Raw genomic sequence first — 25,464 nt, 5'->3', positions numbered from 1 at the left:
GTGGATCAGCGCCACGCACCCGGATGGCCACGGCCTCACCAAGGCCGCCAAGATCGTTGAGGTGGCGCACAAGAACATCTGCCCCGACTTCTGACCCGCTCAGGGCCCGGTCAGGCACCCGCGCGGCCGGGCTCCGGCAGCCCGGGCGCAGGGCGGACCAACACCGATGCCACGTTTCGCGCGGCAGCCGCCGCGGCTGGTATCCCCTTCATCTCGGCTCCCAGCAGCTCGTGTCACGGCGCTGCCGGCACGCTCGTCGCCACGCATGGGCCGTTCATCACGGCCCCCCTGGTCGCCACGTACATCGGCGGCGACTCGGTCCACCCGACCGACGCGGGTCACGTCTACCTCGCCTGCCGGATCACCGCCGCGATCCGCGGGCTCATGCCCGCCTGATACCCACAGCGCCCCTTCTCGCCCGTGGGCGGAGGGGGCGATTTCGTGCGTTCAGGATCCGTCGAGCGCATTGATGGCCTTGAGGACCAAGGCTCGGGCCTCCGCGCCGTACACGGCTGATGAGCGCAACTGCTCGAAGGCCTTGAGGTATTGAGCGATCTCCGAGGGTTGTGTGATCTTGACCTGGGCTGAGAGGAGTTCCACTGAAACGAGCTTGTCGTCGTACACATGAAACGTCTCCACAGGCCATACAGCCCGGGCTTTCGTGCTTGATGGGATCACGCCCAGGGACACGCCGGGTAGTGCGCCGGCCGTCAGCAGGTAGCCGAGCTGGGCGGCCATCGCTTCCGCGTCCCCCATTCGGTAGTGCAGGGCCGCCTCCTCGACGATCAGGACTGCGCGCCTTCCCGGGTCGTGAATGACCTGGGACCGGCTCACGCGAGCCCGGGCTGCTTCCAGTCCGCCGCCGGGGACCTCACGGAAGCGCGCGACGACATCAAGGAGGCCGGCCGCGTACCCCTCGGTCTGCAGAAGTCCGGGGACGAGGGTGGAGGAGTAGATCCGGAACAGGCAGGTCTCTTGGAAGAACTGCACCCACGATTCCTGTAGCCGCTTCAAGCCGCCCTGCACCTGGTGGCGCCACTCGTTGTACATGGTCTCGGCATTGCGGGACTGCGCGAGAAGGTCAGCCGTTTCGGCCGCCGCGTCGCAGGCCCTGCACCAGCGGCGGATGTCGTCCGGTGACGGTGGCGTGCGCCCGTTCTCGATGCGGGAGGACTTCGAGTGTGTCCAACCGCAGCGCCGGGCCAGCTCGCTCCCGGTGATGCCCGCATCGGCGCGCAAGGCGCGCAGCCGGTCGGCTACGCGTTGACGCGCGGCCTGTGCCGACGAGGACGGGGAAGCGGGCATGAGCTGGCCTGTACGCCTTTGACTAGTAGATCTTGAACGACTCGTGGGGGTACGCTCTGGCCCACACTTCACGGAACGCCTCCGCGCACAGCAGGGCTGCGGCCGGGTCCTCGCTGACCTCTCCTGGTCCGGACGCGCCCTCGCCGGTGAAGTGGTTCCACCGGATCAGGCGATCGTCGAAGAGCCAGAAGTCGTTGCCAGGCAGCGGGATGTCCGACGCCTCGCGGCGGGGCAGCCAGCGGACTTCCTCGCCGGCCGCCACGTTGATGCCGGCCGCCTCGTGCTCGTAGCGGATGTAGTCGCTGGCCGGCATGGAGATGATGCGAGCCCGCTGGACACTCACGCCCCGCTGGACCGTGCGTCGGACGAGGTCGACCCATGGCCGCCAGTATGGCGAGTTCGGGTCCATGTCCCTCTCGCCGGTCGTCCGCCAGGTCGCGAAGTCGCCCGATTCCGAGGCCACTCCGTAGCTGTCGCGCATCTCCAGGTGCACGGCCGTGTGGACCGTCGTGTCGAAGAGCTCAGGAAACGTTGGCACGCTCTGCCGCATCGCAGGCCTCCCTCAGCATCGGCGCCATGCGGGCCGGGATTCGAATGACCGCCTCGTTCGGCGGGATGCCCTGGGCGTGGCCAGGTACCTGGAACGCGGCGCACCACGCTTGCAGTTCCGGGCCTGGCTTCCATCCCTGGATCACGAGTTCGCGTGTCTCCTCATCCACCCAGACGGTCGGACTCTCGGCGGTGCCCGTGTCGGGGTCGATACCGATGAACCGTAAGTTCATTGCGGCCTCCAGCGCTTCCGGTGTGCACGGATGTACAGCACGGTGCTGCGTCCGAGGGCCGCCGTCAAGGGTGCGTTGAGATCTTCACCTTGGGCAATGAGTCACCCTGAACATCGGTGCACATTGGTGGCGTTCATGCACAGCCGATCGTCACGCTCAGGGGCACCACCCGCTGACGACGGTAGGGAGGCGGACATGGAGGTCCGCGAGCACAGACCTGACGGCGCGTTCGGGCACGTCGATCACCCGCTGCTGTTCAAACAGGTCCGCGACACGAAGAGCGACCGCACGGGCCGGCTTCGCGCGGTGGTCCGGGAGTCGGCGGGCACCGTGGCCGGGCGGCCGACGTACACGCGGACCGCGTACATCCGGGCCGCAGACGGCCGCGAATTCACAGCGGCGCCCGACCGGCTGGAGCAGGCGTGAGCGCGGCCGGGCATATCTGCTGCCGGTGCGACCGCGTCATCCGGGCGGGCGGGCACGAGATCCCCCGGGACTCGACGTCCGGGGCCCGCCCGCCGAGCTGGGCGCACGACATCCGCGATCCGTCCTGTCGGCCCGTCACCGTCGGGGATCAGCGGTGAGCGACGAGCGCGCACGCCAACTCGCCTACGTCCTGGTCGTCCTCGGGATCCTCGCCGCGATCGTCATCGGCGCCGCCCACTGATCCCCCGCCCCGCGTCGCCTTGTCGCCCCCTGTCGGGCGGCCGGGGCGGGTCTACCCCGATCGGAAACCGTGTGATCACCACCGAGTTCGTGGCGACCGCCACCGACGTGACCACCTGCGAGGCCTGCTGGAAGCAGCCGGTCGAAGCGGCCCGCGTCGGTCAAGGCGTCCGAGATCTGCTGTGCCTGGACTGCGCGGTAGCCGGCTACCCCGCCCGCACCGACTTGTTCCCGCCGCTTGGCATCCGCGGCCTGACCCGCGCCAAGGTGGACATGGGCAAGCACAAGGCACCCGGACCGCCGAAGATGCCGCCGGACCCCGGGCCGCCACTCCCCAACCCGAAGCCCACACCGACGCCGAACAAGCCGCCCGTGTAGGCGTGCGGTCCCTGGCCCGAGTCGGCCGGCGCCTCGGGCCGGCAAGGGGCCGGCAGAACATGATCCAAACAGCAGAGCCCCGCCGGACCTCCGGCGGGGCTCTCACCTTTTCCCAGCACAGCAGGGCTATACCCTCCGTGCGGTCGTGCAGGGGCGGCAGGACTTGAACCTGCAGCCTACGGTTTTGGAGACCGTTGCTCTGGCCAGTTGAGCTACGCCCCTTCGGCAGGACCAACCATGGCACGGCGCGGCCGGAAGGGGCCATCGAATTTCGGTGGTCGACCGCACGGCGGCGGTCGGCGTGCTGGACGCGTCCGTCGACCGCGCGCCTCCCGCGTCCTGGGGCCATCAATGCGGAACCAGCCACAAATTACCTCGGCGTATGTAGTGACTTACCACGCCGACGACAGTAGAACTTGTTCTCACTCCATCGAGAGTGAGGAACGTCACATGAGCGACAAGTCCCTGCACAGCAAGGTTTCCAAGGGTGTCTCGCGCCGTGGTTTCATCGCTGGAACTGGTTCCATTCTGGGAGCCATGACCCTATCGGTCAACGCCGTTCCGGCTCATGCGAAAGCCGCCGCCGCGGCAGCGCCCATCGACAACGGGGCCCACGTCGCGGCCCTCGTCATCGGCACCGGGTACGGCGGCTCGGTCGCCGCGCTGCGCCTCGCCCAGGCCGGTGTCGACGTACACATGATCGAGATGGGCATGGCCTGGGACACCCCGGGGCCGGACGGGAAGATCTTCTGCAACACGCTCAACCCGGACAAGCGCTCGTACTGGCTGCGCACCCGGACGAAAGCACCGCTGAACTACTTCCTCGGCTTCCCCATCGACAAGGACATCCCCAAGTACACCGGCATCCTGGACGCCGAGGACTTCGCGGGGATCACCGTCTACCAGGGGCGCGGTGTCGGCGGCGGTTCCCTCGTCAACGGCGGCATGGCCGTCACGCCGAGGCGGGAGAACTTCAGCGCGATCCTGCCCACGGTGAACGCCGACGAGATGTACGACACCTACTATCCGCGCGCCAACTCCGGCCTCGGGGTGGGCCTCATCGACCCGGCCTGGTTCGACACGGTGAGCTGCTACCAGTTCGCCCGCGTGGGTCGCAAGCACGCGCAGCGCTCCAACTTCCCCTTCGTCTTCGTGCCGGACGTGTACGACTGGGACTACATGAAGCAGGAGGCGGCCGGCACGGCCACCAAGTCGGCGCTGGACGGCGAGATCCTCTACGGCAACAACAACGGCAAGAAGTCGCTCCAGAAGACCTACCTCGCGGCCGCCAGGGCGACCGGGAGGGTGAGCATCTCGCCGCTGCACAAGGTCACCACGGTCACCCCCACGACCGGCGGCGGCTACACGGTGGTCATCGAGCAGCTCAACACGACCGGTGACGCGGTGGCCACCAAGACCGTCACGGCCGACAAGGTGTTCTTCGCGGCCGGCAGCGTCGGCACGAGCAAGCTGCTCGTGCGGCTGAAGGCGACGGGCGCCCTGCCCGCCCTGAACGGCGAGATCGGCAAGGGCTGGGGGGACAACGGCAACGTCATGTGCGGGCGGGCCAACCACATGTGGGACCCCACGGGCAAGCTCCAGGCGACGATCCCCTGCGGTGGCATCGACAACTGGAACGCGGGCGGGGCCTTCGCCGAGGTGGCACCGCTGCCGACCGGGATCGAGACGTACGCGTCGTTCTACCTGTCGATCACCAAGAACCCCCACCGCGCCGAGTTCACCTGGAACGCAGCGACGGGGAAGGTCGACCTGAACTGGCAGACGGCCTGGAAGCAGCCGGCCATCGACATGGCCAAGACCATCTTCGACAAGATCAACTCGAAGGAGGGGACGATCTACCGCACCGACCTCTTCGGGACGTACAAGATCTGGGGCGACCACCTCACCTACCACCCTCTGGGCGGCGCGATCCTGGACAAGGCCACCGACAATCACGGCCGACTGCACGGGTACTCGGGCCTGTACGTGATCGACGGGGCCCTGATCCCCGGCAACGTCAGCGTCAATCCGTTCGTCACCATCACGGCGCTCGCGGAGCGCAACATAGAGAGGATCATCGCGACCGACCTGTAGCGGTGACGATGACCGAGGCCCGGGGCCGATCGGATCCTCCGACCGGCCCCGGACCATGTCAACTCCCCGGCAGCATGCAGACGCTGTCGAGGCCGAGCACGTGATTGAGCCGGCCGAACGCCAGCCAGGAGCCGATGCTCATGCTCAACTCCACGATCTCGACCTGGCTGTAGAGCGCGGTCATCCGCTCCCAGAACTCCTCGTCGAGGCCGTGGTGGTCCAGGGCGTACCGCTCGGCGTACTCGGCGGCGATCCGTGTGCGGTCGTCGAAGGCCTTCGTGGTCCGCCACTCGGTGACCGCGTCGGCGAACTCGTCCTCGACCTTCTCCCCGTCGCGGTCGGTGCGCCAGTCGAGGCAGAAGACGCACCCGTTGATCTGCGCGATGCGCAGCCGGGCGGCCTCGAACTCGCGCAGACCCAGGGTGGTGTGGGCGTACACGGACAGGGAGAAGTTCGCCGCCGCCATCCCGATGCCGGGGACCATGTCGCCCCAGACGTACTCGATGGGGTGTTGGCCCTCGGGGATGTCGATTCTCATGGCTGCTTCCTTCCGAGTTTGCCGACTGCGGGTCGCAGCGGGACGTCGAGCGCGTCGTAGATTCCCGGTTCGGCGGCCACGAGCCAGTCGATGGCGCCCACCAGCCGGCCGACCGCGGTGGCGTTGCCGCCCGCGGAGCGGTTCTCGCCCTCGTCGGTGGCCTCGATCGTGACCTCGATGCGGGGGCGGCCCTCGATGATCACCCGGTGGGCGCCTGCCCCGTCGGGCGGTGTCGGCCAGTCGGGGGCGCAGGAGGGGTGGATGCGGGTGACGTGTTCGATGACGATGCGGGGTTCGCCCTCGACGACGCCCTGGACCTCGAACCTGATGGCGCCCTGGGTGCCGGCCTCGAACTCGCCCATGGTGCGGGTGGTCACCGTGCTGTCGAGGGCGCGGCGCTCGGAGGTCTCGCGGATCTCGTCGAGTTCGACGCCCAGGGCCCGTGCCATCAAGCGGATCTGCCCGCCCCACACCATGGTGGGGACGGAGGGCATCAGCATCATCGGTGCGTGGTCCATGGGCTGTCCCATGCCGACCAGGAGGCGGACCGAGTCCGGTTGGTCGTAGGTGGAGTAGTCGAAGATCTCCTGGCAGCGGATCACGTCCACGGTCGTGCCGAGGCCGCTGATCAGGAGGGGGAGCACGTCGTTGCCCCAGCCCGGGTCGACGCCGGAGGCGAACAGCGAGCCGCCGCCCTCGGCTATCGCGGCCGACACCGGGTCGATGAACTCGGGTGGGGCGTTGCGGGGGTCGTAGAGCGGGTACAGGGCGGGGCTGACCACAGCCGCTCCGGCGGTGATCGCCCGGGTGATGTCGGCGAGGGCGTCGTCGGGTCGGATGTCGCCGGAGGCCGCGTAGACGAGGGCGGCGGGCCGGTCGGCCAGCACCGCGTCGATGTCGTCGGTCGCGGAGACCCCCAACACCCTGTCGAGTCCGGCCAGTTCGCCGGCGTCGCGGCCGACCTTCGCCGGGTCGTGGACGATCACTGCCGTGAGTGCGAGCGCCGGGTGGGCCTCGACGGCGCGGATCGCCGCGCGGCCGACGTTGCCGGTACCCCAGACCACCGTGGGAATCATGCGCGGAGGGTAGCGACGGCGCGCGAAGGTGCCCAGTGCCGTGAAGGATGTTTTTTCGGACGGGCCGGTGACGGCGGAGAACCCGAGGTGGACGCCCCCTTGACCGAGATGGTCCAGACCAATAGTTTCCGAGGTGCACAGCACAGCGCACGCGAATCCGCTCCCGCATCCGCAAAGGAAGCCCATGCGCTTCAGCACGCTCGGCAGGCTGACCGTCGCCGCCTGCTCCCTCTCCCTGCTGGCCGCCTTCGCGCCGTCCGCCGCCGCGCAGGCCGATGGCGGCGACCACGACCGCTCGTACCGGAAGGTCGGGTACTTCACCCAATGGGGCGTCTACGGGCGGGACTTCCAGGTCCAGGACCTTGAGGCCAACGGCACGGCCGGCAAGCTCACCCACATCAACTACGCCTTCGGCAACATCAGTCCCGAGGGCAAGTGCTTCACGGGCAACGTGCCCGGCGAGGCCGACGCGTGGGCCGACTACGCGCGCCCGCTCGACGCCGCGAACTCCGTCGACGGGGTGGCCGACGACGACCGCCAGCCGCTGGCCGGCAACTTCAACCAGCTGCGCGAGTTGAAGGCCCGGCACCCGGGACTCAAGGTGCTGATCTCCCTGGGTGGTTGGAGCTGGTCGACGAACTTCTCGGACGCCGCGCTCACCCCGGCCTCGCGCAGGGAGCTCGTCCGGTCCTGCATCGACCTCTACATCAAGGGGAACCTGCCGCAGGACGGCGTCCGAGGCGGCCAGGGCGCGGCCTCCGGGGTCTTCGACGGGATCGACCTCGACTGGGAGTGGCCCGGCTCGGCCGGTGACACCGACACGAAGTACCGGCCGCAGGACAAGCGCAACTTCACCGAACTGGTCAAGGAGTTCCGCACCCAGCTCGACGCGTACGGCCGGGGGCAGAAGCAGAAGCGGACGTACGAGCTGACGGCCTTCGTCCCGACCGCACCCGCCAAGATCGACGCGGGCTTCGACGTCCCCCGGATCATGCGCGACCTCGACTTCGTCACCCTCCAGGGCTACGACTTCCACGTGTCGGGCGAGAAGAACACCGCCCAGCAGTCCGCGCTGTACGCGCGGAACGACTTCAGCGTGGACGGCACCGTGGACGCCTGGCTGCGCCGCGGCGCGCCCGCGCGGAAGCTCGTGATGGGGATGCCGTTCTACGGGCAGGGCTGGACCGGCGTCAGCGGCGGCGGCGACGGCATGGGGCAGCCGGCGACGGGCCCCGCGCCGGCCGCCTGGGCGGCGGGATACGCGGACTACAAGGAACTGCGACAGCTGGCCGGCTCGGGGACGTACCGGCTCCACCGCGACCGACGCGGCGGCCACGCCTGGCTGTTCGACGGCACCACCCTGTGGACGTACGACGACCCGCAGGTGCTGCGCACCAAGTCGCGGTACGTACGGGACAACGGCCTGGGCGGCGCGATGTTCTGGTCACTGGACGCCGACACCGCCGACGGCGAGCTGATCACGGCCGTCGACCGGGGTCTGCGCGGCCGCTGACCACGGCTCCGACAGCCCCCTCCTGACCGGCGCCGCCGGGCCGCGAGACGACCCGGCCCGGCGGCGCCTCCATGCGCGACGCGGCGCGGTGTGAGTGCGCCGGGAGCGGCGCACCGCAGGTGGGAGGCCTGCGAGGGATGTGCGAGAGTGCCGCATGACCTCTGAAACGATCAATGCCGCCGCAGCCGGAACCTGGCGGCTGGGCGATCTGACCGTCAACCGGATCGGCTTCGGCGCGATGCGCCTCACCCACCTCGCCGACGGTTCCCCGAGCGACCGCGACCGGGTCACGGGCGTACTGCGCGAGGCCGTGCGGCTCGGGGTGAACCACATCGACACGGCGGCCTTCTACTTCTCCCCGCTGCGTTCCGCGAACGAGCTCATCAACCGGGCGCTCGCCCCGTACGGCGACGAGCTGGTCATCACCACCAAGGTCGGCCCCGGCCGCGACAGCGCCGGCAACTGGTGGTGGGCGGAGCCCGACCAGTTGCGCGGCCAGGTCGAGGAGAACCTGCGCCAGTTGGGCCGCGACCACCTCGACGTGGTCAATCTGCGGGTGCCCCGGCGCGAGAGCACCGGTTCGATCGCCGAGCACTTCGGGGCACTCGCCGAACTCCGCACGGCCGGGCTGATCCGTCACCTCGGGATCTCCAACGCGCGCCCCGACCACCTCGCGCAGGCGCGGGCCATCGCTCCCGTGGTCTGCGTACAGAACCCGTACGGGATCGGCTCCCCGGCCGAGGACCACGCCTTTCTCGACGCGTGCGGCGAGCAGGGGGTGGCCTTCGTGCCCTTCTTCGCCATCGCCGGCGCGGGCCGGGAGGCGGGGGTCGTCGAGACGGACGGGCCTCGGGTGCTCGCGCTCGCCGCGGAGCACGGGGTGTCCACGGCCCAGCTCCGCCTGGCCTGGACGCTGAGCCGGGGCCCGCACGTACTGGCGATCCCGGGTACGGGGAACCCGGATCACCTGGCCGAGAACGTCGCCGTCGGGTCGCTGCGCCTGTCGCCGGCTGAGATCGCCCTGCTCGAAGCACCGTAGCGGGCGCCGGCGACCGGACGTCCGGGTCCGCCGCCGGTCGGTGGTCAGTCGGAGCGGGCCCTCCCCCGGTGGGCCGCGGCCAGGGCCGCCGTCTCGGCGAAGGTCGGGACGCGGCCGGTGCCGCCGCGGCCGGACACGGACAGGGAGGCGGCGGCCAGCCCGTGGGACACGGCGTCCGCGAGGGTGTCGCCCAGCGCGAGCCGGGCGGTGACGGTACCGGTGAAGCAGTCGCCCGCGCCCGTCGCGTCGACGGGCGCGGCGTTGACGGGCACCGGGTGGAACACCGGCCCCGACCCGTCGTCCAGCAGCAGCCGGTCGGCGCCCCCGGTGACGGCGACGGCGCGGGCGCCGAGTGCGCGGTGGCGGGCGGCCGCGAGGAGCGGTTCGTCGGTGTCCACCAGCGCGAGCGCGTCGGCCGGGCAGGAGGTCTTGAGCAGCCCGGTCAGCGGGGCGATCAGGGCCAGCAGGGAGCGCGCCTCGTCCCGACCGGTCAGACGGGGGCGGTGGTTGGGGTCGTACGAGAGGTGTCCGCCGGCCTCGTGCACGATCCGGGCGGCGGCCACCACCGCCTCACGGCTGCTCGGTGACAGGGCGCCGGTGATGCCACTGGTGATCAGGGTCGGGGATCCGCTCAGCAGTCCCCGCCAGGAGGCGACGTGCCGGGGCGAGAGGGTGGAGCCGGCGCTGCCGGTGCGCCAGTAGACGAACTCCCGGTCGCCCTCGGTGTCCGCGGAGAGCAGGTAGGCGCCGTTGGGGCGCGGGGCGCGACGCACGTGGGAGACGTCCACGCCGAGGGCGGTGGCGCGGGCCAGCAGCGGCACGCTCAGCTCGTCCTCGCCGACCACGGCCAGCAGCGCGGTTCGGGCTCCGGCCGCCGCCGCCGCGGCGGCGGCGTTGAGTGCGTCGCCCGAGTAGGAGAGGCGGGCGGGGGTTCCGTCGGCGGCCTCGCGGAGGGCGGCGTCGGCGTGGATCTCGACGAGGACCTCGCCGAGGACGAGTACGTCGTAGTCGGTGGGGTGCGGCCGTCCGGGCACGGTCAGCGCTCCGGGGTGCAGCGCGGGCAGCACGGCCGGGCCAGTTCGGCGAAGACGGCGGCCAGTTCGCCGGGGTCGGCCGGGAGCCCGTCGCCGATCCCGACGGCGCCCGCCCCGGCGGCGAGCCAGTCGCGCACCTCGCCCGGCCGGATGCCGCCGGTCGGGATGATCAGGGCCTCGGGGAGGACGGCCTTGAGGGAGCGGACGAACCGGGGGCCGCCCACGTGGGCGGGGAAGACCTTCGCGGCGCCCGCGGCCCGGGCGGCCCCGGCGATCTCGCCGGGGGTGAACCCGCCTTCGATGAAGACCGCCCGGTGTCGACCGGCGAACTCGCGGACCTCGGGCGCCGGGTAGGGGGAGATCAGGAACCCGGCGCCGGCGTCGAGGGCCTGTTCGGCCTGGGCGGTGGTGGTGACGGTGCCGACGCCGATCAGCGCGGAGCGGCCGGTGGCGTCGGTGAGCGGCGCGGTGCGGGCCACGGCTTCGGCCCAACCGGGGGTGGAGGTGGTCAGTTCCACGGCACGGCAGCCCGCGGCGAGGAGGGCGGTGGTCCGGAGGACGGCCTCGTCGGCGTGGGCGTCGCGCAGCACGGGCAGCAGGCGCTGCGCCGCGATGACCGCGTAGGGATGACAGTTCGACAAGGAAGGAACCCCCAGTTGTTCCGCGTAGTGGAACGACGTATCGTGTACCGGCACTTGCTGTTTCGGACCCTACCCACGCCTGGAGCCCTCGTGTCAACGGACGCAGCACCCGGAGCCGACGGCGTCACGCGCGGCGGGCGGGCCTCGGCGGCGGGTTCCGCGTTGGAGAAGTCGCTGCGGATCCTGGAGGCGGTGGCCGCCCCGGGCGGCCCGCACCGACTGGCCGACCTGACGATCGCGGCGGCCGTGCCCAAGTCGAGCACCTTTCGGATCCTGGCCTCGCTGATCGAGCAGGGCTTCGTACGCCCCGAGGAGGGGAGCCGCTACGGCGTGGGGCCCCGGTTGCGGGGGCTGTCGGCGCTGGTCCGCGGCGGGGAGCCGGCGAGCGTCGAGGAGATCCTGCGCGAGCTGCGGCGGGCCACGGGCCAAACGGTGCATCTCGCCCTGCACAGCGGGGAGACGATCACCTACATCCGGAAGTTGGAGAGCGACCAGCCCTTCCGGACGGCGTCCCGGGTGGGCATGCGGATGCCGTTGCACACCACGGCGATCGGCAAGAGCGTCCTGGCCGGCCTGACGACCGAAGAGGTACGGGAGCTGATCGCCGCCACGGGACTGCCGGGGCGCACTCCCGGGTCCCTGACCACCGAGCGGGCGCTGCTGACGGAGCTGGACCTCGTCCGCGCCCGGGGGTTCGCGGTGGACGACGAGGAGAACGAGCCGACCATCCGCTGCGTCGGCGCGGCGATCGAGGGCCCGGACGGTCGCCCGATCGGCGGGGTCTCGGTCACCACCGTCACCTTCCTCGTGTCCCGCGAGGAGATCGAGGCGTACGCGCCCGCCCTGCGCGCGGCGACGGCGGCGCTGTCCCCGCTGTTGTGAGGGCCGCGCCGACCCGCCCGGGTGGCCGATGACACGGCCGCCGGGGGTGGCGGCGGATTCGTCTTCCGGATAAGTGTTATCGGGGCCCCTCTCGACGGTCTCCCAGGTATTGGGCATCACCGACCGCCGGTACGGACAGGGAACATCACATGAGTACAGAGCACACGGCAGCGCTGGTGGCAGCGGCCCGCGCGGGCGATCCCCGCGCGCAGGACGAGCTCGTCAGCACCTACTTGCCGCTCGTCTACAACATCGTCGGCCGGGCCCTGAACGGGTCCTGTGACGTGGACGACGTGGTGCAGGACACCATGCTGCGGGCGCTGGACGGGCTGGGCGGGCTGCGGACGGACGACAGCTTCCGGTCCTGGCTGGTCGCGATCACGATGAACCGGATACGGGCCCACTGGGCGGCCCGGCAGAACGGCCCGGGCGAAAGCGGCCTGGACGCCGCCTGGGACGTCGCGGACCCCGGCGCCGACTTCGTGGACCTGACCGTCGTACGGCTCAACCTGGAGGGGCAGCGTCGGGAGACGGCACGGGCGACGCGCTGGCTGGAGCCCGACGACCGGGCGTTGCTGTCGCTGTGGTGGCTGGAGTGCGCCGGTGAGCTGACGCGCGGCGAGATGGCGGCCGCCCTGGAGCTCTCCCCCCAGCACACGGCGGTCCGGGTCCAGCGGATGAAGGCCCAGTTGGAATCGGCCCGTGTGGTCGAGCGGGCACTGGACGCCCAACCTCCGTGCGAGGGGCTGCGGACGCTCGCGGCGGGCTGGGACGGGCTCCCCTCGACGCTGTGGCGCAAGCGAATAGCCCGGCACGCGCGGGAGTGCGTGCGCTGTTCGGGGCTGTGGAGCGGCCTGGTCCCGGCGGAGGGCCTGTTGGCCGGGCTGGCACTGGTGCCGGTCGGTGCGGCGCTGCTGGCCGGCGTCCGGTCGGCCGCGGCGGGTGCGGGCGGCATGGCCCCGGTGGGCGCGGCCTTCGCCGACTCCGGTCCCGCGTACGACGCGGGCGCCCCGTACGGCTCGGACGCCTCGTTCGGCTCGGTCGCCCCGCACGGCTCGGGGTCCTCGTACGATGCGGGCACCTCGTTCGCCGACGCGGCGACGCAGTTGTCCCCGGTGGTGTCCGGCCCGGGCCGGGCGGCCCGCCGCAAGGCGACCGAACAGGGCGAGGGCGCCGATGGACACGGCGCCGACGCCGCCGGACGCGGCGCGTTGCGCAGGCGGCGCCAGAACCGCCGCCGGGCGATCGGCGGCGCGGTCATCGCCGCGTGTGTCGCGGGCGGCGGCCTGGTGTACCTCGGCTCGCTTCCCGGCTCCGGTGAACCCGAGGCCTCCGGCAGCGCCTCCGCGTCCCCGCTGGCGGCGCTGTCCGCACCCGACGCGAGCACGGCCTCCCCGTCGACCTCCGCATCGCCTTCGCCGTCCCCGTCCGCGTCCGCCTCGCCCTCTCCCTCCGCGTCGGCCTCCGCCTCCCCTTCGCCGAGCCAGACCCCGAAGCCGAAGCCGACCCCGAAGCGGACCAAGAGCGACCCGCCGGCCCCGCGCCCGTCCGCGCCGGCGCCGGCGCCCGCCCCGCCGCAGGGTGTGGCCGCCCAGGTGGTGGCACTGGTCAACTCGGAGCGTGCGAAGGCAGGGTGTGGACCGCTCAAGGAGGACTCGCAACTGCGGTCGGCCGCCCAGGGGCACTCGGACGACATGGCCCGGCGTGACTTCTTCGCGCACACCAACCCCGACGGCGCGGACCCGGGCAAGCGGACCACCGCGGCCGGCTACGACTGGTCGACGTACGGGGAGAACATCGCGAGGGGGCAGCAATCGGCCCAGTCCGTGATGGACTCCTGGATGAAGAGCCCGGGCCACCGCGCCAACATCCTCAACTGCTCCTTCAAGGACATCGGCGTGGGGATCCACAACGGCTCCGGCGGCCCCTGGTGGACGCAGAACTTCGGAGCCCGCTGATCGACACCGGCCCCGGGCGTGGCCGCCGCGCGCGAGGTCGCGACGGCCTCCGCCGTCAGTGGTGGAACCCGGACCGGGGTTCGGTGGTGGGAACGGGCTGCGGGTGCCTGACCAGGTGGTCGACGGCCGCCTTCAGGTCGGTGACCAACAGGGCGATCTGATCCCGCGTCACCCCGTGCCGGATCAGCACGCGTTGGATCACGGTGTCGTCGCGGTCGGCGGGCAGCGGGTACGAGGGCACCTGCCAGCCGCGCATCCGCAGCCGGTCGGAGAGGTCGTAGAGGGTGAAGCCCGCGCCGGCCGGGTCGGCGAGGGTGTAGGAGACGGCGGGCAGCGCGCCGTGCCCGTCGTAGAGCAGCGTGAAGGGGCCCATTCCGGCGATCTCGCCGGCCAGGTACCGGGCGGTGTCGGCGCAGGCCTGTTGGACGCGCCGGTAGCCGCCCTTGCCCAGGCGCAGGAACAGGTAGTACTGGGCGATGATCTCGCCGCCCGGGCGGGAGAAGTTGAGGGCGAAGGTCGGCATGTCGCCGCCGAGGTAGTCCACGTCGAAGACGAGGTCGGCGGGAAGAAGGTCGGCGGTGCGCCAGACGATCCAGCCGACGCCGAGGGGCGCGAGCCCGTACTTGTGGCCCGAGGTGTTGATCGAGGCCACGCGCGGCAGCCTGAAGTCCCACACGACGTCGGGGTGGAGGAAGGGCGCGACGAAGCCGCCGCTGGCGGCGTCCACGTGGATGGGGATGTCCCAGCCGCTGGTCTGCAGGATCCGGTCGAGTTCGGCGGCGATCCCGGCGACGGGTTCGTAGTCGCAGGTGTAGGTGACGCCGAGGATGGCGACGACTCCGATGGTGTTCTCGTCGACGTGGTCGGCGAGCTGATGCGGCCGCAGGCCGGTGGCACCCGGCTCCAGGGGGATCTGGCGGAGTTCGACGTCGAAGTAGCGGGCGAACTTGTCCCAGCAGACCTGCACGGGTCCGCACACCAGGTTGGGTCGGTCGGCGGGCAGTCCGGCGGCCTTGCGGGCGGCGCGCCACCGCCACTTGAGGGCGAGTCCGCCGAGCATCGCGGCCTCGCTGGAGCCTGTGGTGGAGCAGCCGGTGCCGGTGGTCCCCTCCGGGGCGTTCCACAGGTCGGCGAGGATGTTGACGCAGCGGGCCTCGATCTCGGCCGTCTGCGGGTACTCGTCCTTGTCGATCATGTTCTTGTCGAGGCACTGGTTCATCAGGCGGTGGACGCCGTCGTCGGACCAGGTGGTGCAGAAGGTGGCCAGGTTCTGGGCCGCGTTGCCGTCGAGGAGCAGCTCGTTGCTGATCAGCTCGTAGACCACTTCGGTGGGTGAGTGGTCCTCGGGCATCCGGTACTTGGGGAGAACCTGCCCGCTCAGGACGGACGCGAACACGTCCGTGTCGGAGTCGGTGGCGGATGCGTCCTTCGTCTCATGCAGGGCCATGTCGGAACTATAGGTCGATATCGGTCATTTACCCCCCAAGGCGGCTTCGGACGAAGCGGAGGGCGGCGTTTCGCCGCACCTTCCGGCCGACTCTCCGATGTGATCCCGCTCATGGGAACCGCGTGACACCGAAAGAATTACTGGCTAGTAGACTTACTGACGCAGATCTTCCCGTACAGACCGTCGAACTCGACCAGAACGGGAAGATCGCCCCAATCGTTCGATGTGAAACTTATCCTTCGATGTCCGGATAACGGTCAACTGGCCCCGCCCGCCTGATAGTTCTTCGGCCATGAACAAGATCACCCGCAGGCAGGCCTTGGGCACCACTGCCGGCGCACTCTCCGTCATCGGCCTCGCGGGCGCCACCGCGTACGCGGCCGGCACCGACTCCCGCGCCGCGATACCCGCCGGCACGGTCGACGAGGTCTACCTGGGACGCCGCATACAGATCACCGCCGCCACCGGCGGCGGTCACCACGGCGGTCACCACTCACCCGGCCTGCCCACGGTCCGCATAGACGGCAGCGAACTCCACGTGATGCAGAACGCCGACGGCAGCTGGATCAGCGTGGTCAACCACTACGAGACCTTCGCCACCCCGATCTCGCTCGCCCGCGCCGCCGTGCGCGAGCTCCAGGGCGCGACCCTCGTCCCGATGGGCGGCATGTGATGACCGTGCGCAAGAACCAGGCCTCGCTCACCTCCGAGGAGAAGCGCGCCTTCACCAACGCGCTGCTCGAACTGAAGCGCACCGGCCGCTACGACCGCTTCGTGACCACGCACAACGGCTTCATCATGAGCGACACCGACTCCGGCGACCGGGTCGGCCACCGGTCCCCGTCCTTCCTCCCTTGGCACCGCCGGTTTCTCCTGGAGTTCGAAGCGGCTCTCCAGACCGTGGACAAGAACGTCACCCTCCCCTACTGGGACTGGACGACGGACCGCACCACCCGCTCCTCCCTCTGGGCCGCCGACTTCCTCGGCGGCACCGGTCGGGCCCGCGACGGTCAGGTCCTCGACGGGCCGTTCGCGTACGCGACGGGCAAGTGGAACGTAGACGTCCGAGTGGACGGCCGCTCCTACCTGCGGCGCGCCCTGGGCACCGGTGTCGCCGAGCTGCCCACCAAGGCCGAGGTGGAAGCCGTACTGGCCATGCCGGTGTACGACATGGCTCCCTGGAACAGCGCCTCGAACGGCTTCCGCAACAACCTGGAGGGCTGGCGCGGCGCCAACCTCCACAACCGGGTGCACGTGTGGGTCGGCGGGCAGATGGCCACCGGCGTCTCCCCGAACGACCCGGTGTTCTGGATGCACCACGCGTACATCGACAAGCTGTGGGCCGACTGGCAGGCCAGGCACCCGCAGTCCACGTACCTGCCGGTCGCCGGCACCACCAACGTCGTTGACCTCAACGACACGATGCGACCGTGGAACGACGTGACCCCGGCCGACATGCTGGACCACCGGAAGTTCTACACCTTCGACACCGAGCCGGTCTCCGCGAGCCAGCGGTAACGCAGTTCGGGGCGGCCCACCTGGCCGTACCGGGGTGTCCGGTCCGCGCGACCGGTGTCCACCAGGTGCTCCAGATAGCGGCGGGCGGTGATTCGGGAGATCCCGGCCGCCTCGGCCGCCCCGGCGGCGGTCAGCCCGTCGCCCGCCGTACGCAGCAGCGCCGCGACCCTGTCCAGGGTCGGGGCGCTGAGGCCTTTGGGGAGCTCCGCCGGGCGGGGCGCGCGCAAGGCGGCCATCGCCCGATCGACGTCGTCCTGGCCGGCGGCCTCCCCCGCCGTCGCACGGAACTCGGCGTAGCGCAGCAGGCGTTCGCGCAGGGTCGGGAACGCGAAGGGTTTCAGCACGTACTGCACGACACCCAGCGAGACGCTCTCGCGGACCACGGCCAGGTCCCGCGCCGAGGTCACCACGATCACGTCCACGGGGTGCCCCGCCGCCCGCAGGCCGCGCGCGAAGCGAAGGCCGTGGCCGTCGGGCAGGGTCAGGTCGAGCAGCAGCAGGTCGATCCGGGTCCGTTCCAGGACGCGGGTGGCCTCGGCCAGTGAGTGGACGGCGGCCACGGCGGTGAAGCCGGGCACCCGGTCGACGTAGAGCGCGTGCGCGTCGGCGGCCACCGGGTCGTCCTCGACCACCAGGACCCGCACCCCGGGGGCGCTCATGCCCGCACCGCTCGGCGCACGGGCAGCCGTACGGTGAACTCCGCGCCGCCGTCCTCGCCTCGGGCGGCGTCCGCGCTGCCCCCGTGCCGGTGGGCGACCTGACGGACCAGCGCGAGGCCGAGCCCGCGCCCCTCCCCCTTGCCGGACCAGCCGCGTCGGAAGACGTCGGCGCCGGCGCCCTCGGGCAGGCCGGGGCCGTTGTCCGCCACGCGGATGAGGATCCGGTCGCCGTCGGGCCGGACCGTGACGGCGACCCGCCCGCCCGGGGTGCCCGTGAGCGCCTCGACGGCGTTGTCGACGAGGTTGCCGAGCACCGTGACGAGGTCCCGCGCGGGCGGCGTCCCGGGGCCCGTGTCGACGGCGCTGCTGTCCCGGGTGACGATCAGCTCGACCCCGCGTTCGTGTGCCTGCGCGGCCTTGCCGAGCAGCAGGGCCACCAACACCGGTTCGCCGACGGCGGTGACCACCTCGTCGGTGAGGGCCTGGGCCAGTTCCAGTTCGGCGGTGGCGAACTCCACCGCCTCGTCCGCGCGCCCGAGTTCGATGAGGGAGACCACGGTGTGCAGCCGGTTGGCCGCCTCGTGGGCCTGCGAGCGCAGGGCCTCGGTGAACCCCCGCTCGTTGTCCAACTCTCCTGCCAGTGACTGGAGTTCGGTGTGGTCCCGCAGGGTGACCACGGTACCCCGGCGGCCACCGCCCGCCACGGGAGAGCTGTTGACCACCAGGACCCGGTCGGCGGTCAGGTGCACCTCGTCCACCCGGGGCCGGTCCGCGAGCAGGGCGCCGGTGAGGGGCGCGGGCAGCGCGAGGTCGGCGACACCGGTTCCCCTGACCTCACCGGACAGGCCGAGCAGTTCGCGGCCCGCGTCGTTGATGAGGGTGATCCGGCGCCGGCCGTCGAGCATCAGCAGGCCCTCCCGCACGCCGTGCAGGGCCGCCTGGTGGTAGTCGTACACACGACTCAGTTCGGCGGCGTTCATGCCGTGGGTGTGCCGGCGCAGTCGGGCGTTGACGACGTACGTGCCCACGCCGCCGAGGGCGAGGGCGCCGGCCGCGACCCAGACGAGGGCCGAGAGCTGCCCGGCCAGCCGGTCGCTGATCGCGCGGACCGTGATCCCCGCACTGACCATGCCCACGACGCGCCCGCCGTCCAGCAGCGGGGTGACCACGCGGATCGAGGGGCCGAGGGTGCCGGTGTAGGTCTCGCCGAAGGTCTCGCCCCGCAGTGCCGGGGCGGTGTTCCCGAGGAAGGGTTCGCCGATGCGGCGCGGGTCGCGGTGGGTCCAGCGCCGCCCCTCCGGGGACATGATCGTCACGAAGTCCACGCCCGAGTCGACCCGAACCCGTTCCGCGTAGGGCTGGAGCGCCGCCGACGGGTCGGTCCCGCGTCCGGCGCCCCGGACCGCCTCGACCACCGAGGGCGAGTCGGCGACCGCGCGGGCGACGGCCCCGGCCTGGAGGCGGGCGGCCTCCTCGGCCTGGCCGCGGGCGGTCGCGTAGGCGAAGACCGCGCACCCGGCGAGGACGACGGCGACCAGCAGCACCTGCATGGCGAAGAGCTGGCCGGCGAGGCTGCGCGGCGGTCGGGGGAAGCGGAACATGGCGCTCAGTCTGCACCCGGCCGTGAACTCAATGAACGCAAGGGTGACCGGGGTCACAGGGTGGGCGATGGTCTCCCGGAACGCAATCACCACCAGGAGGCATCGTGGCCGCCAGGCGCGACAAGACCCACTATCTCTACATCGCGGTGATCGCCGCGGTGCTGCTCGGCATCGCCGTGGGCTTCGCCGCCCCCGGCGTGGCCGTCGAGCTGAAGCCGCTGGGCACCGGCTTCGTCAACCTCATCAAGATGATGATCTCGCCCGTGATCTTCTGCACGATCGTGCTGGGCATCGGCTCGGTGCGCAAGGCCGCGAAGGTGGGCGCGGTCGGCGGTCTTGCCCTCGGCTACTTCATGGTCATGTCCACGGTGGCGCTGGCCATCGGCCTGCTGGTGGGGAACCTGCTGGAGCCGGGCAGCGGACTGCACCTGACCGAGGCGGCGCGCAGCGCCGGCGAGGCGCAGGCGAAAGCGGGCGGGGCGGAGAGCACCCAGGAGTTCCTGCTGGGGATCATCCCGACCACGATGGTGTCCGCCTTCACCGGGGGTGAGGTGCTCCAGACGCTGCTGGTGGCACTGCTCTGCGGTTTCGCCCTCCAGGCCATGGGGCGCTCGGGCGAGCCGGTGCTGCGCGGCATCGGGTACATCCAGAAGTTGGTCTTCCGGGTGCTGGCGATGATCATGTGGGCGGCCCCGGTGGGTGCCTTCGGGGCCATCGCGGCGGTGGTCGGCGCCACCGGCATCGACGCGCTGAAGTCCCTGGCCGTGATCATGATCGGCTTCTACACGACCTGTCTGCTGTTCGTGTTCGTGGTGCTGGGCACGCTGCTGCGGGTGTGTACGGGGATCAACGTGTTCTCCCTGCTGCGCTATCTGGGTCGGGAGTTCCTGCTGATCCTGTCGACGTCCTCGTCCGAGTCGGCGCTGCCGCGGCTGATCGCGAAGATGGAGCACGTCGGGGTGTCGCGACCGGTGGTCGGCATCACGGTGCCGACGGGCTACTCCTTCAATCTGGACGGGACGGCGATCTATCTGACGATGTCCTCGCTGTTCGTCGCGGAGGCGATGGGCAAGCCCCTCGCGCTGGGCGAGCAGATCTCGCTGCTGCTGTTCATGATCATCGCCTCGAAGGGCGCGGCCGGGGTGACCGGCGCGGGTCTGGCGACCCTGGCCGGCGGCCTCCAGTCCCACCGCCCCGAGCTGGTGGACGGTGTCGGACTGATCGTGGGCATCGACCGGTTCATGAGCGAGGCGCGGGCACTCACCAACTTCGCGGGCAACGCCGTCGCGACGGTGTTGATCGGGACGTGGACCAAGGAGTTCGACCGTGAGCGCGCGACCGAAGTCCTCGCGGGTCGCCTCCCCTTCGACGAGACCACGCTGGTCGACGACGTGCGCGCAACGGATCCCGACGGGGAACCGACCGCCGTGCCCGTCCAGTCGGCCGGCGACAAGGACGGCGTCCCGGTCTGACCGGAACGCCCGTGAGGGGGTGGGCCCGGCGCGACGCCGCCCCCTCCCCGGGGCCGGCCGGGCGGGGCTCGCCCCCACGGTGCCCGGCCCGGCCGGCCCGCATCCCCGACCGGACCCGCTGGTGTGCAGGGGCGAACCCCCGGCCCCGTTGACCGGATCCACCGACCTGCCGGCGCGTCCGCGCGGGGCTCGCCCCGACGAGCGGGGAGACCCACGAGGGGGCCGTACCGAAAGGGGGCGCGGGGCCACCGACCGGCAGGTCGCCGGCGCGGCCCGCACGCCGGGCAGGGCGAGATCCGGCCGCTCGCGAAGGAGTTCGCGGTTCGCTCCCGCACCGGACGACGAAATCCGGTACGGTACGGCGATTTTCAGCCACAAGATCATCAACTTGCCTGCGGTAAAAGGTACTTCCCTACCGGGCCAGGCGTCTGACATCTTGCGTCCACCACTCGTTTCGTACGACCCGGTAGGTGCCACCCGCACCACCGGGTCATCGGAGGACGCATTGATACCCCACATATCCAGCCGACCTCGACGTGCCTTGGTGCTGGCGGCCGCCCTCGGCGCCGCTCTCACCTTCGGGGCCCCCGCCGCGCTCGCCGGCACCGCCCCCGTCTCTCCGTCCGCCCCGGCCGCCAAGGCCGTGGCCCCGGCGGCGGCGCCGACTTCCCAGAGTGCGACCTGGGTTGCCGGCACCCGCGCCTACCTCGTGATCACCGCTCCCGGTGACACCTCGGCGGTCCGGTCGGCCGTCGCCTCCAACGGCGGCACGGTCTTCCAGTCCTACGACGCCATCGGCGTGATCGTCGCCCACTCCGCGTCCGGCACCTTCGCCTCGACGATGCGCGGCGTGAGCGGGGTCCAGCAGGTCGGCGCCACCCGCACGTCCGACGTGCCGGCCGACGCCTACAACCCGGCGCTGCCCGCCAACCCGGCGCAGTCCACGACCCCGGCGGGCGAGCCGGTCCGCGCGGACATGACGCAGATCAAGGCCGACCAGGCCTGGGCCGTCACCACCGGCTCCGCCTCGGTCAAGGTCGGCATCCTGGACACCGGTGTGGACGACCAGCACCAGGACCTGGCGCCGAACTTCAACGCGGCGGACTCCGCCTCCTGCGCCTACGGCAAGCCGGACACCCGTACCGGGGCCTGGCGCGACGTCGGCACCCACGGCACGCACGTGGCGGGCACCGTCGCGGCGGCCAAGAACGGCAAGGGTGTCATCGGTGTGGCCCCGGGAGTGAAGATCTCCTCGGTGCGCATCGCCGAGCCCGGCTCCTCGCTGTTCTTCGCCGAGAACACCGTCTGCGGGTTCATGTGGGCCGGTGACCACGGCTTCAAGGTCACCAACAACAGCTACTACACGGACCCCTGGCAGTTCAACTGCCCGGACAACGCCGACCAGGCCGCGATCATCGAGGGCGTCAAGCGCGCCCAGGAGTACGCGGAGGGCAAGGGTTCGCTCCAGGTCGCGGCCGCGGGCAACTCCAACATCGACCTGGCCAACAAGAAGACCGACACCGAGAGCCCGAACGACTCGACGCCGGTCACCCGCACCATCACCAACGCCTGCCTGGACATCCCGACCGAACTCCCCGGCGTGGTCACCGTGTCGGCGATGGGCACCACCGCGAAGGCCTCGTACTCCAACTACGGCCTGAACGTCATCGACGTCACGGCCCCGGGCGGCGACGCCACCGGCATCTACAGCACCCAGCCGGGCGGCAAGTACGGCACCATGAGCGGCACCTCGATGGCCTCCCCGCACGTCACGGGTGTGGCCGCGCTCATCGCGAGCGCCAACCCGGGCATCACCCCGGCGCAGATCCGCGACAAGCTGGCCACCCAGGCCAACGACGTCGCCTGCCCCTCGGACAGCCGCTGCACCGGCACCACCGCCAGGAACGGCTTCTTCGGCGAGGGTCAGGTCGACGCGCTGAAGGCGGTCGGCGGCTCCACTCCGCCCGCCGGCAAGTACTTCGAGAACCAGGCCGACTTCACGATCGCCGACAACGCGACCGTCGAGAGCCCGATCACCGTCAGCGGGGTCACGGGCAACGCCCCGGCCACCCTCAAGGTGGGCGTGGACGTCAAGCACACCTACATCGGTGACCTCAAGGTCGACCTGATCGCCCCGGACGGCACGGTCTACACCGTGCACAACCGGGCCGGCGGCAGCGCCGACAACATCGCGCAGACCTACACCGTCAACGCCTCCTCCGAGGTCGCGAACGGCACCTGGAAGCTGCGCGTGAACGACAACGCCGGGGGCGACACCGGCAAGATCGACGCCTGGAACCTGACCTTCTAGTCGGACTCCGCGTGACCGGCGCCGGTCACACACGGCCGGCGCGGTGTCGCCGGGGCCATCGGGGAGCGGTACGTCTACTCCCCGGTGGCCCCGGTGCGTTTCGGGCCGCGCGAGCGCAGCACGCAGTCCCCGCAGAGGCCCCCGCCGGGCACCTTGTAGTAGAGGCAGCAACTGCGGCGCAGGAAGGCCGGCCCGAGCCCCTCCTCGTACACGAAGGTGCCCGTTCCGCCGAGCGCCCCGTCCTCGGACAGCAGCTCGTCGACCAGGGCCACGGCCGGGCCGCCGGGCACCCGGTCGAGCAACACCCTCAGCGCCCCGACCAGCCCGGAGGCGGTGTTGCCCCGCAGCACCCTGGCGGACACCCCGAACCGGGCGCGCAGCGGGGCGTCCAGTGCCGCCAGGTTCCCGAGCACGGTGTCGCCGAGTCGCTCGGCGGGCCGGGCGCCCTCCCCGGGGCGGGGCAGCCACAGTTCCAGCGAGCCGCCCTCGGGCAGCCGCCACCAGACCCGGTCGGGGGCCAGGTCCGGCACCCGACCGGCCAGGGCGGCGCAGCCGAGGCCGAGCGACCAGAGCCGGGAGGCGATCCCGAACTGCGCGGTGGAGGCCGCCACCCGGCCGGGCCCGCTGCGGACGCGTCGCCCCACCTCGTTCACGTACGGGTCGAGGTGGTCCGTGTACAACGCGTCGACCGGGCGGAAACCGGGGCCGGGCGGCTCCGTCCCGAACGGCACGGTGAAGAAGGGGCCGACGGAGGCCAGCCGCCGCAGTACGTCGTCCATGCCCCGATGATCTCAGGCGGCGGTGCCGCCGCGCGAAGGGCCTCAGGCGGGCTCCGAGCCCTCGGTGATCTCCACGTAGTGCGGGTTGTACATGACGCCAAGCACGTTGCCGAAGGGGTCGATCACCGAGGCGGTCGCGAAGCCGGCCTCGCCCCACTCCGTGACCGGCTGGTACTCCGTGGCCCCCAGCTCCAGGAGCCTGCGGCGGGCCGCCGGCAGATCGTCCACGTGCCAGTACGCGACGACCCCGGAGGGGGTCCCGATGACCGCGCCGGGCGGGGCGTGCCGGGCATCGATGATCCCCAGTTCGTCCTGCCGGTCACCGATCCGGAACTCCACGTAGCCGGGGCGCTCGAAGTACGGCTCGATCCCCAGCAGCTCGGTGTACCAGCGCTTCGCGGCGTCCAGGTCGTGCGCCCAGAAACTGAGTGTGGCGAGACCTCGCAGCATGGGGTCCTCCCGATCTCCGACAGCGGTTCCCCCTGACGTTACGACGGCCCGCGCGGGCCCGCTCCCCTTCGCCCGGACGCGCTCGCCCGGTGACCACTCACCTCGCCGAGGCGCGCGTCCGAGGGGAGCGCGGGGCCTGATCGGGCCCGCCCGCGACCCGGGTGGCGCAACGCGTCGCCGCCGCGATGCGCGCGCCCGGGGACGCTCCGCCCACGACCGCCTGTTCGATGCCCTGAGGTGTCGGGGCGCGCGGCGTGATCGTCTGTGGGACAGGCCGTGTGAGCCTTCCCCGAGTGCGCCGAACCATCCCGGCGTCTTCGCAGCTCAGAGGCCCTGTCGCGGCCTCGGTTCGAGGCCGGTCCGGCCGTCTGTGCGGTCCGTGTCGGGCGGTGGAACGGTTGTCCGTGGATCAGGATTGCGGGCCCCGGACCCCGGGGACGGAAGTGATCGAAAAACATGGTCGCGACGTTGCCATTCAGGGGGTTCATGAGAGGACTTCGAGGGGCTACATTGAGCCACTCGCGTTCACCTGACAGCCCGTTGCCTTTCACTCGCGTTTTGCGCGGGGGGTGACGTCAGGAGCGCAGACTGTGCAACCACCCCACCGCCCAGAAGGACCGAAGGCTCCGTGCCCGTACCCGTACTCCTCGCCGGCCGCAGCGTGCGGCTTGAGCCCCTCGCCCCCCACCACACCGAGGCCTTGGCCATGGCCGGGGCCGAGGATCGTACGACTTACGCCTTCACTCCCGTACCGCACGGGTTGCAGGCGTCCCACGAGTACATCGACCGTGCCCTCGCCGATCAGGCGGCGGGTCGATCCCTCCCGTTCGCCGTGGTCAGAGCCGCGGACGGGCGGGTGGTCGGTTCGACCCGGTTCCTGGAACTCGACTACTGGCAGGGGCCGCTCGTGTGGCCCGCGGTGCCCGGGGTCCCGTTCGGCGACCCGGCGACGGCGATCCCCGACGCCGCCGAGATCGGCAACACCTGGCTGTCGCCGGGCGCCCAGGGCACCGGCATCAACACCGAGGCGAAGCTGCTCATGCTCCGCCACGCCTTCGAGACCTGGGGCGTGCGCCGCATCTCCCTGCGCGCGGACGCCCGCAACGGCCGCTCGCGGGCCGCGATGGAACGCCTCGGATTCACCTCGGAGGGGGTCCGACGGGCCCACTCACGGGGCCTCGACGGCGCGGTGCGCAGTACGGCCTTCTACTCGATCCTCGACGAGGAGTGGCCGGCCGTGCGGTCGATCATCGAGCTGAAGGTCTCGGGCGCGGCGCCCCGCAAGCGGCGCCGCAAGACGCTGATCCCGGCGTAGCGCCCC

The 25,464-nt window shown here is 71.4% G+C and carries 25 protein-coding genes and 1 tRNA gene; 13 read left to right on the top strand and 13 right to left on the bottom strand.

Translation table 11 applies throughout. The features are described 5' to 3' along the window. Window positions 1-447 precede the first annotated feature (447 nt). From ACQEVM_RS13485 to ACQEVM_RS13475, 3 genes are read right to left on the bottom strand one after another with little or no spacing between them, the layout of a single operon-like run. Window positions 448-1,305, bottom strand: coding sequence for a helix-turn-helix domain-containing protein (locus ACQEVM_RS13485; RefSeq protein ID WP_433078285.1), 858 nt, complete (start codon window positions 1,303-1,305; stop codon window positions 448-450). Between the two features lie 22 nt (window positions 1,306-1,327). Continuing rightward, the gene (locus tag ACQEVM_RS13480; RefSeq protein WP_433078283.1) at window positions 1,328-1,855 is read right to left on the bottom strand and encodes a DUF6879 family protein; all 528 of its coding nucleotides are present in this window, start codon (window positions 1,853-1,855) and stop codon (window positions 1,328-1,330) included. Further along, window positions 1,827-2,087 carry a hypothetical protein gene (locus tag ACQEVM_RS13475; protein ID WP_433078281.1) on the bottom strand — a complete coding sequence of 87 codons (261 nt, stop codon included), beginning with the start codon at window positions 2,085-2,087 and terminating at the stop codon, window positions 1,827-1,829. The genes ACQEVM_RS13480 and ACQEVM_RS13475 overlap by 29 nt, the downstream gene beginning before the upstream one ends. 195 nt (window positions 2,088-2,282) lie before the next feature. Between ACQEVM_RS13475 and ACQEVM_RS13470 the strand changes: the two genes are divergently transcribed. The 3 genes from ACQEVM_RS13470 to ACQEVM_RS13460 all read left to right on the top strand — a co-directional run bounded on the left by ACQEVM_RS13470 (window position 2,283) and on the right by ACQEVM_RS13460 (window position 3,131). After that, entirely contained in the window at window positions 2,283-2,513 is a 231-nt protein-coding gene (locus ACQEVM_RS13470; RefSeq protein ID WP_433078279.1) for a hypothetical protein, read from the top strand. 25 nt (window positions 2,514-2,538) lie between these two features. After that, on the top strand, window positions 2,539-2,754 hold the full coding sequence (locus ACQEVM_RS13465; protein ID WP_433078277.1) for a hypothetical protein: 216 nt from the start codon (window positions 2,539-2,541) through the stop codon (window positions 2,752-2,754). A gap of 71 nt (window positions 2,755-2,825) precedes the next feature. Continuing rightward, complete coding sequence (locus ACQEVM_RS13460) at window positions 2,826-3,131, top strand: hypothetical protein (protein ID WP_433078275.1); 306 nt, start codon at window positions 2,826-2,828, stop codon at window positions 3,129-3,131. Between the two features lie 148 nt (window positions 3,132-3,279). Here the strand turns inward: ACQEVM_RS13460 and ACQEVM_RS13455 are convergent. Next, a tRNA-Trp gene (locus tag ACQEVM_RS13455) sits at window positions 3,280-3,353 on the bottom strand. 228 nt (window positions 3,354-3,581) lie between these two features. Here ACQEVM_RS13455 and ACQEVM_RS13450 point away from each other — a divergent pair. Beyond that, on the top strand, window positions 3,582-5,225 hold the full coding sequence (locus ACQEVM_RS13450) for a GMC oxidoreductase (RefSeq protein WP_433078273.1): 1,644 nt from the start codon (window positions 3,582-3,584) through the stop codon (window positions 5,223-5,225). Window positions 5,226-5,283: 58 nt separating this feature from the next. On the opposite strand, the gene ACQEVM_RS13445 is transcribed toward ACQEVM_RS13450, so the two are convergent. After that, window positions 5,284-5,763, bottom strand: a complete 480-nt coding sequence (locus ACQEVM_RS13445; RefSeq protein ID WP_266952560.1) for a carboxymuconolactone decarboxylase family protein — start codon at window positions 5,761-5,763, stop codon at window positions 5,284-5,286. Next, a complete protein-coding gene (locus ACQEVM_RS13440) occupies window positions 5,760-6,839 on the bottom strand; it encodes an NAD(P)H-dependent amine dehydrogenase family protein (protein ID WP_433078271.1) in 1,080 nt (359 codons plus the stop codon). Before ACQEVM_RS13440 ends, ACQEVM_RS13445 begins: the two co-directional genes overlap by 4 nt. Window positions 6,840-7,023: 184 nt before the next feature. Between ACQEVM_RS13440 and ACQEVM_RS13435 the strand changes: the two genes are divergently transcribed. Next, on the top strand, window positions 7,024-8,352 hold the full coding sequence (locus tag ACQEVM_RS13435; protein WP_433078269.1) for a glycoside hydrolase family 18 protein: 1,329 nt from the start codon (window positions 7,024-7,026) through the stop codon (window positions 8,350-8,352). A 154-nt stretch (window positions 8,353-8,506) separates the two neighbouring features. Beyond that, on the top strand, window positions 8,507-9,391 hold the full coding sequence (locus tag ACQEVM_RS13430) for an aldo/keto reductase (RefSeq protein WP_433078267.1): 885 nt from the start codon (window positions 8,507-8,509) through the stop codon (window positions 9,389-9,391). Window positions 9,392-9,435: 44 nt separating this feature from the next. Here the strand turns inward: ACQEVM_RS13430 and ACQEVM_RS13425 are convergent, their stop codons facing one another. After that, window positions 9,436-10,425 (bottom strand): PfkB family carbohydrate kinase, encoded by a 990-nt coding sequence (locus ACQEVM_RS13425; RefSeq protein WP_433078265.1) that lies wholly within the window; start codon window positions 10,423-10,425, stop codon window positions 9,436-9,438. A 2-nt stretch (window positions 10,426-10,427) separates the two neighbouring features. Next, a complete protein-coding gene (locus tag ACQEVM_RS13420; protein ID WP_433078263.1) occupies window positions 10,428-11,120 on the bottom strand; it encodes a bifunctional 4-hydroxy-2-oxoglutarate aldolase/2-dehydro-3-deoxy-phosphogluconate aldolase in 693 nt (230 codons plus the stop codon). 36 nt (window positions 11,121-11,156) lie between these two features. Between ACQEVM_RS13420 and ACQEVM_RS13415 the strand changes: the two genes are divergently transcribed. Continuing rightward, window positions 11,157-11,948 carry an IclR family transcriptional regulator gene (locus ACQEVM_RS13415; RefSeq protein ID WP_433078261.1) on the top strand — a complete coding sequence of 264 codons (792 nt, stop codon included), beginning with the start codon at window positions 11,157-11,159 and terminating at the stop codon, window positions 11,946-11,948. Between the two features lie 149 nt (window positions 11,949-12,097). Then, entirely contained in the window at window positions 12,098-13,906 is a 1,809-nt protein-coding gene (locus ACQEVM_RS13410) for a sigma-70 family RNA polymerase sigma factor (protein WP_433078259.1), read from the top strand. A gap of 55 nt (window positions 13,907-13,961) precedes the next feature. On the opposite strand, the gene ACQEVM_RS13405 is transcribed toward ACQEVM_RS13410, so the two are convergent. Continuing rightward, window positions 13,962-15,353, bottom strand: coding sequence for a glutamate decarboxylase (locus ACQEVM_RS13405; protein WP_433078257.1), 1,392 nt, complete (start codon window positions 15,351-15,353; stop codon window positions 13,962-13,964). A gap of 292 nt (window positions 15,354-15,645) precedes the next feature. Here ACQEVM_RS13405 and melC1 point away from each other — a divergent pair, with 292 nt between their 5' ends. Together melC1 and melC2 are read left to right on the top strand one after the other, a co-directional pair. Further along, the gene (gene melC1 / locus ACQEVM_RS13400; protein WP_433078255.1) at window positions 15,646-16,026 is read left to right on the top strand and encodes an apotyrosinase chaperone MelC1; all 381 of its coding nucleotides are present in this window, start codon (window positions 15,646-15,648) and stop codon (window positions 16,024-16,026) included. Further along, window positions 16,026-16,871, top strand: coding sequence for a tyrosinase MelC2 (gene melC2, locus ACQEVM_RS13395; RefSeq protein ID WP_433078253.1), 846 nt, complete (start codon window positions 16,026-16,028; stop codon window positions 16,869-16,871). Before melC1 ends, melC2 begins: the two co-directional genes overlap by 1 nt. Here melC2 and ACQEVM_RS13390 read toward each other — a convergent pair. Both ACQEVM_RS13390 and ACQEVM_RS13385 read right to left on the bottom strand, forming a co-directional pair. Continuing rightward, complete coding sequence (locus ACQEVM_RS13390) at window positions 16,829-17,530, bottom strand: response regulator (RefSeq protein WP_433078251.1); 702 nt, start codon at window positions 17,528-17,530, stop codon at window positions 16,829-16,831. The genes melC2 and ACQEVM_RS13390 overlap by 43 nt on opposite strands. Further along, window positions 17,527-19,131, bottom strand: a complete 1,605-nt coding sequence (locus tag ACQEVM_RS13385; protein WP_433078249.1) for a sensor histidine kinase — start codon at window positions 19,129-19,131, stop codon at window positions 17,527-17,529. The genes ACQEVM_RS13390 and ACQEVM_RS13385 overlap by 4 nt, the downstream gene beginning before the upstream one ends. A 104-nt stretch (window positions 19,132-19,235) precedes the next feature. On the opposite strand from ACQEVM_RS13385, the gene ACQEVM_RS13380 reads away from it, so the two are divergent. Next, the gene (locus ACQEVM_RS13380) at window positions 19,236-20,603 is read left to right on the top strand and encodes a cation:dicarboxylate symporter family transporter (RefSeq protein ID WP_433078247.1); all 1,368 of its coding nucleotides are present in this window, start codon (window positions 19,236-19,238) and stop codon (window positions 20,601-20,603) included. A gap of 544 nt (window positions 20,604-21,147) precedes the next feature. Beyond that, entirely contained in the window at window positions 21,148-22,914 is a 1,767-nt protein-coding gene (locus ACQEVM_RS13375; RefSeq protein WP_433079987.1) for a S8 family serine peptidase, read from the top strand. 74 nt (window positions 22,915-22,988) lie between these two features. Here ACQEVM_RS13375 and ACQEVM_RS13370 read toward each other — a convergent pair whose 3' ends face one another. Both ACQEVM_RS13370 and ACQEVM_RS13365 read right to left on the bottom strand, forming a co-directional pair. Next, a complete protein-coding gene (locus tag ACQEVM_RS13370) occupies window positions 22,989-23,693 on the bottom strand; it encodes a (2Fe-2S)-binding protein (protein WP_433078245.1) in 705 nt (234 codons plus the stop codon). Window positions 23,694-23,735: 42 nt separating this feature from the next. After that, window positions 23,736-24,143 (bottom strand): VOC family protein, encoded by a 408-nt coding sequence (locus ACQEVM_RS13365; RefSeq protein ID WP_433078243.1) that lies wholly within the window; start codon window positions 24,141-24,143, stop codon window positions 23,736-23,738. 628 nt (window positions 24,144-24,771) lie between these two features. Between ACQEVM_RS13365 and ACQEVM_RS13360 the strand changes: the two genes are divergently transcribed. Continuing rightward, entirely contained in the window at window positions 24,772-25,458 is a 687-nt protein-coding gene (locus ACQEVM_RS13360; protein WP_433078241.1) for a GNAT family N-acetyltransferase, read from the top strand. Window positions 25,459-25,464 lie beyond the last annotated feature (6 nt).

It is taken from the genome of Streptomyces sp. CA-243310 (assembly GCF_050936775.1).
GTDB lineage: Bacteria > Actinomycetota > Actinomycetes > Streptomycetales > Streptomycetaceae > Streptomyces.
Note: the sequence above shows the minus strand (reverse complement) of the source record. Positions and strands in the feature narration are given on the sequence as shown.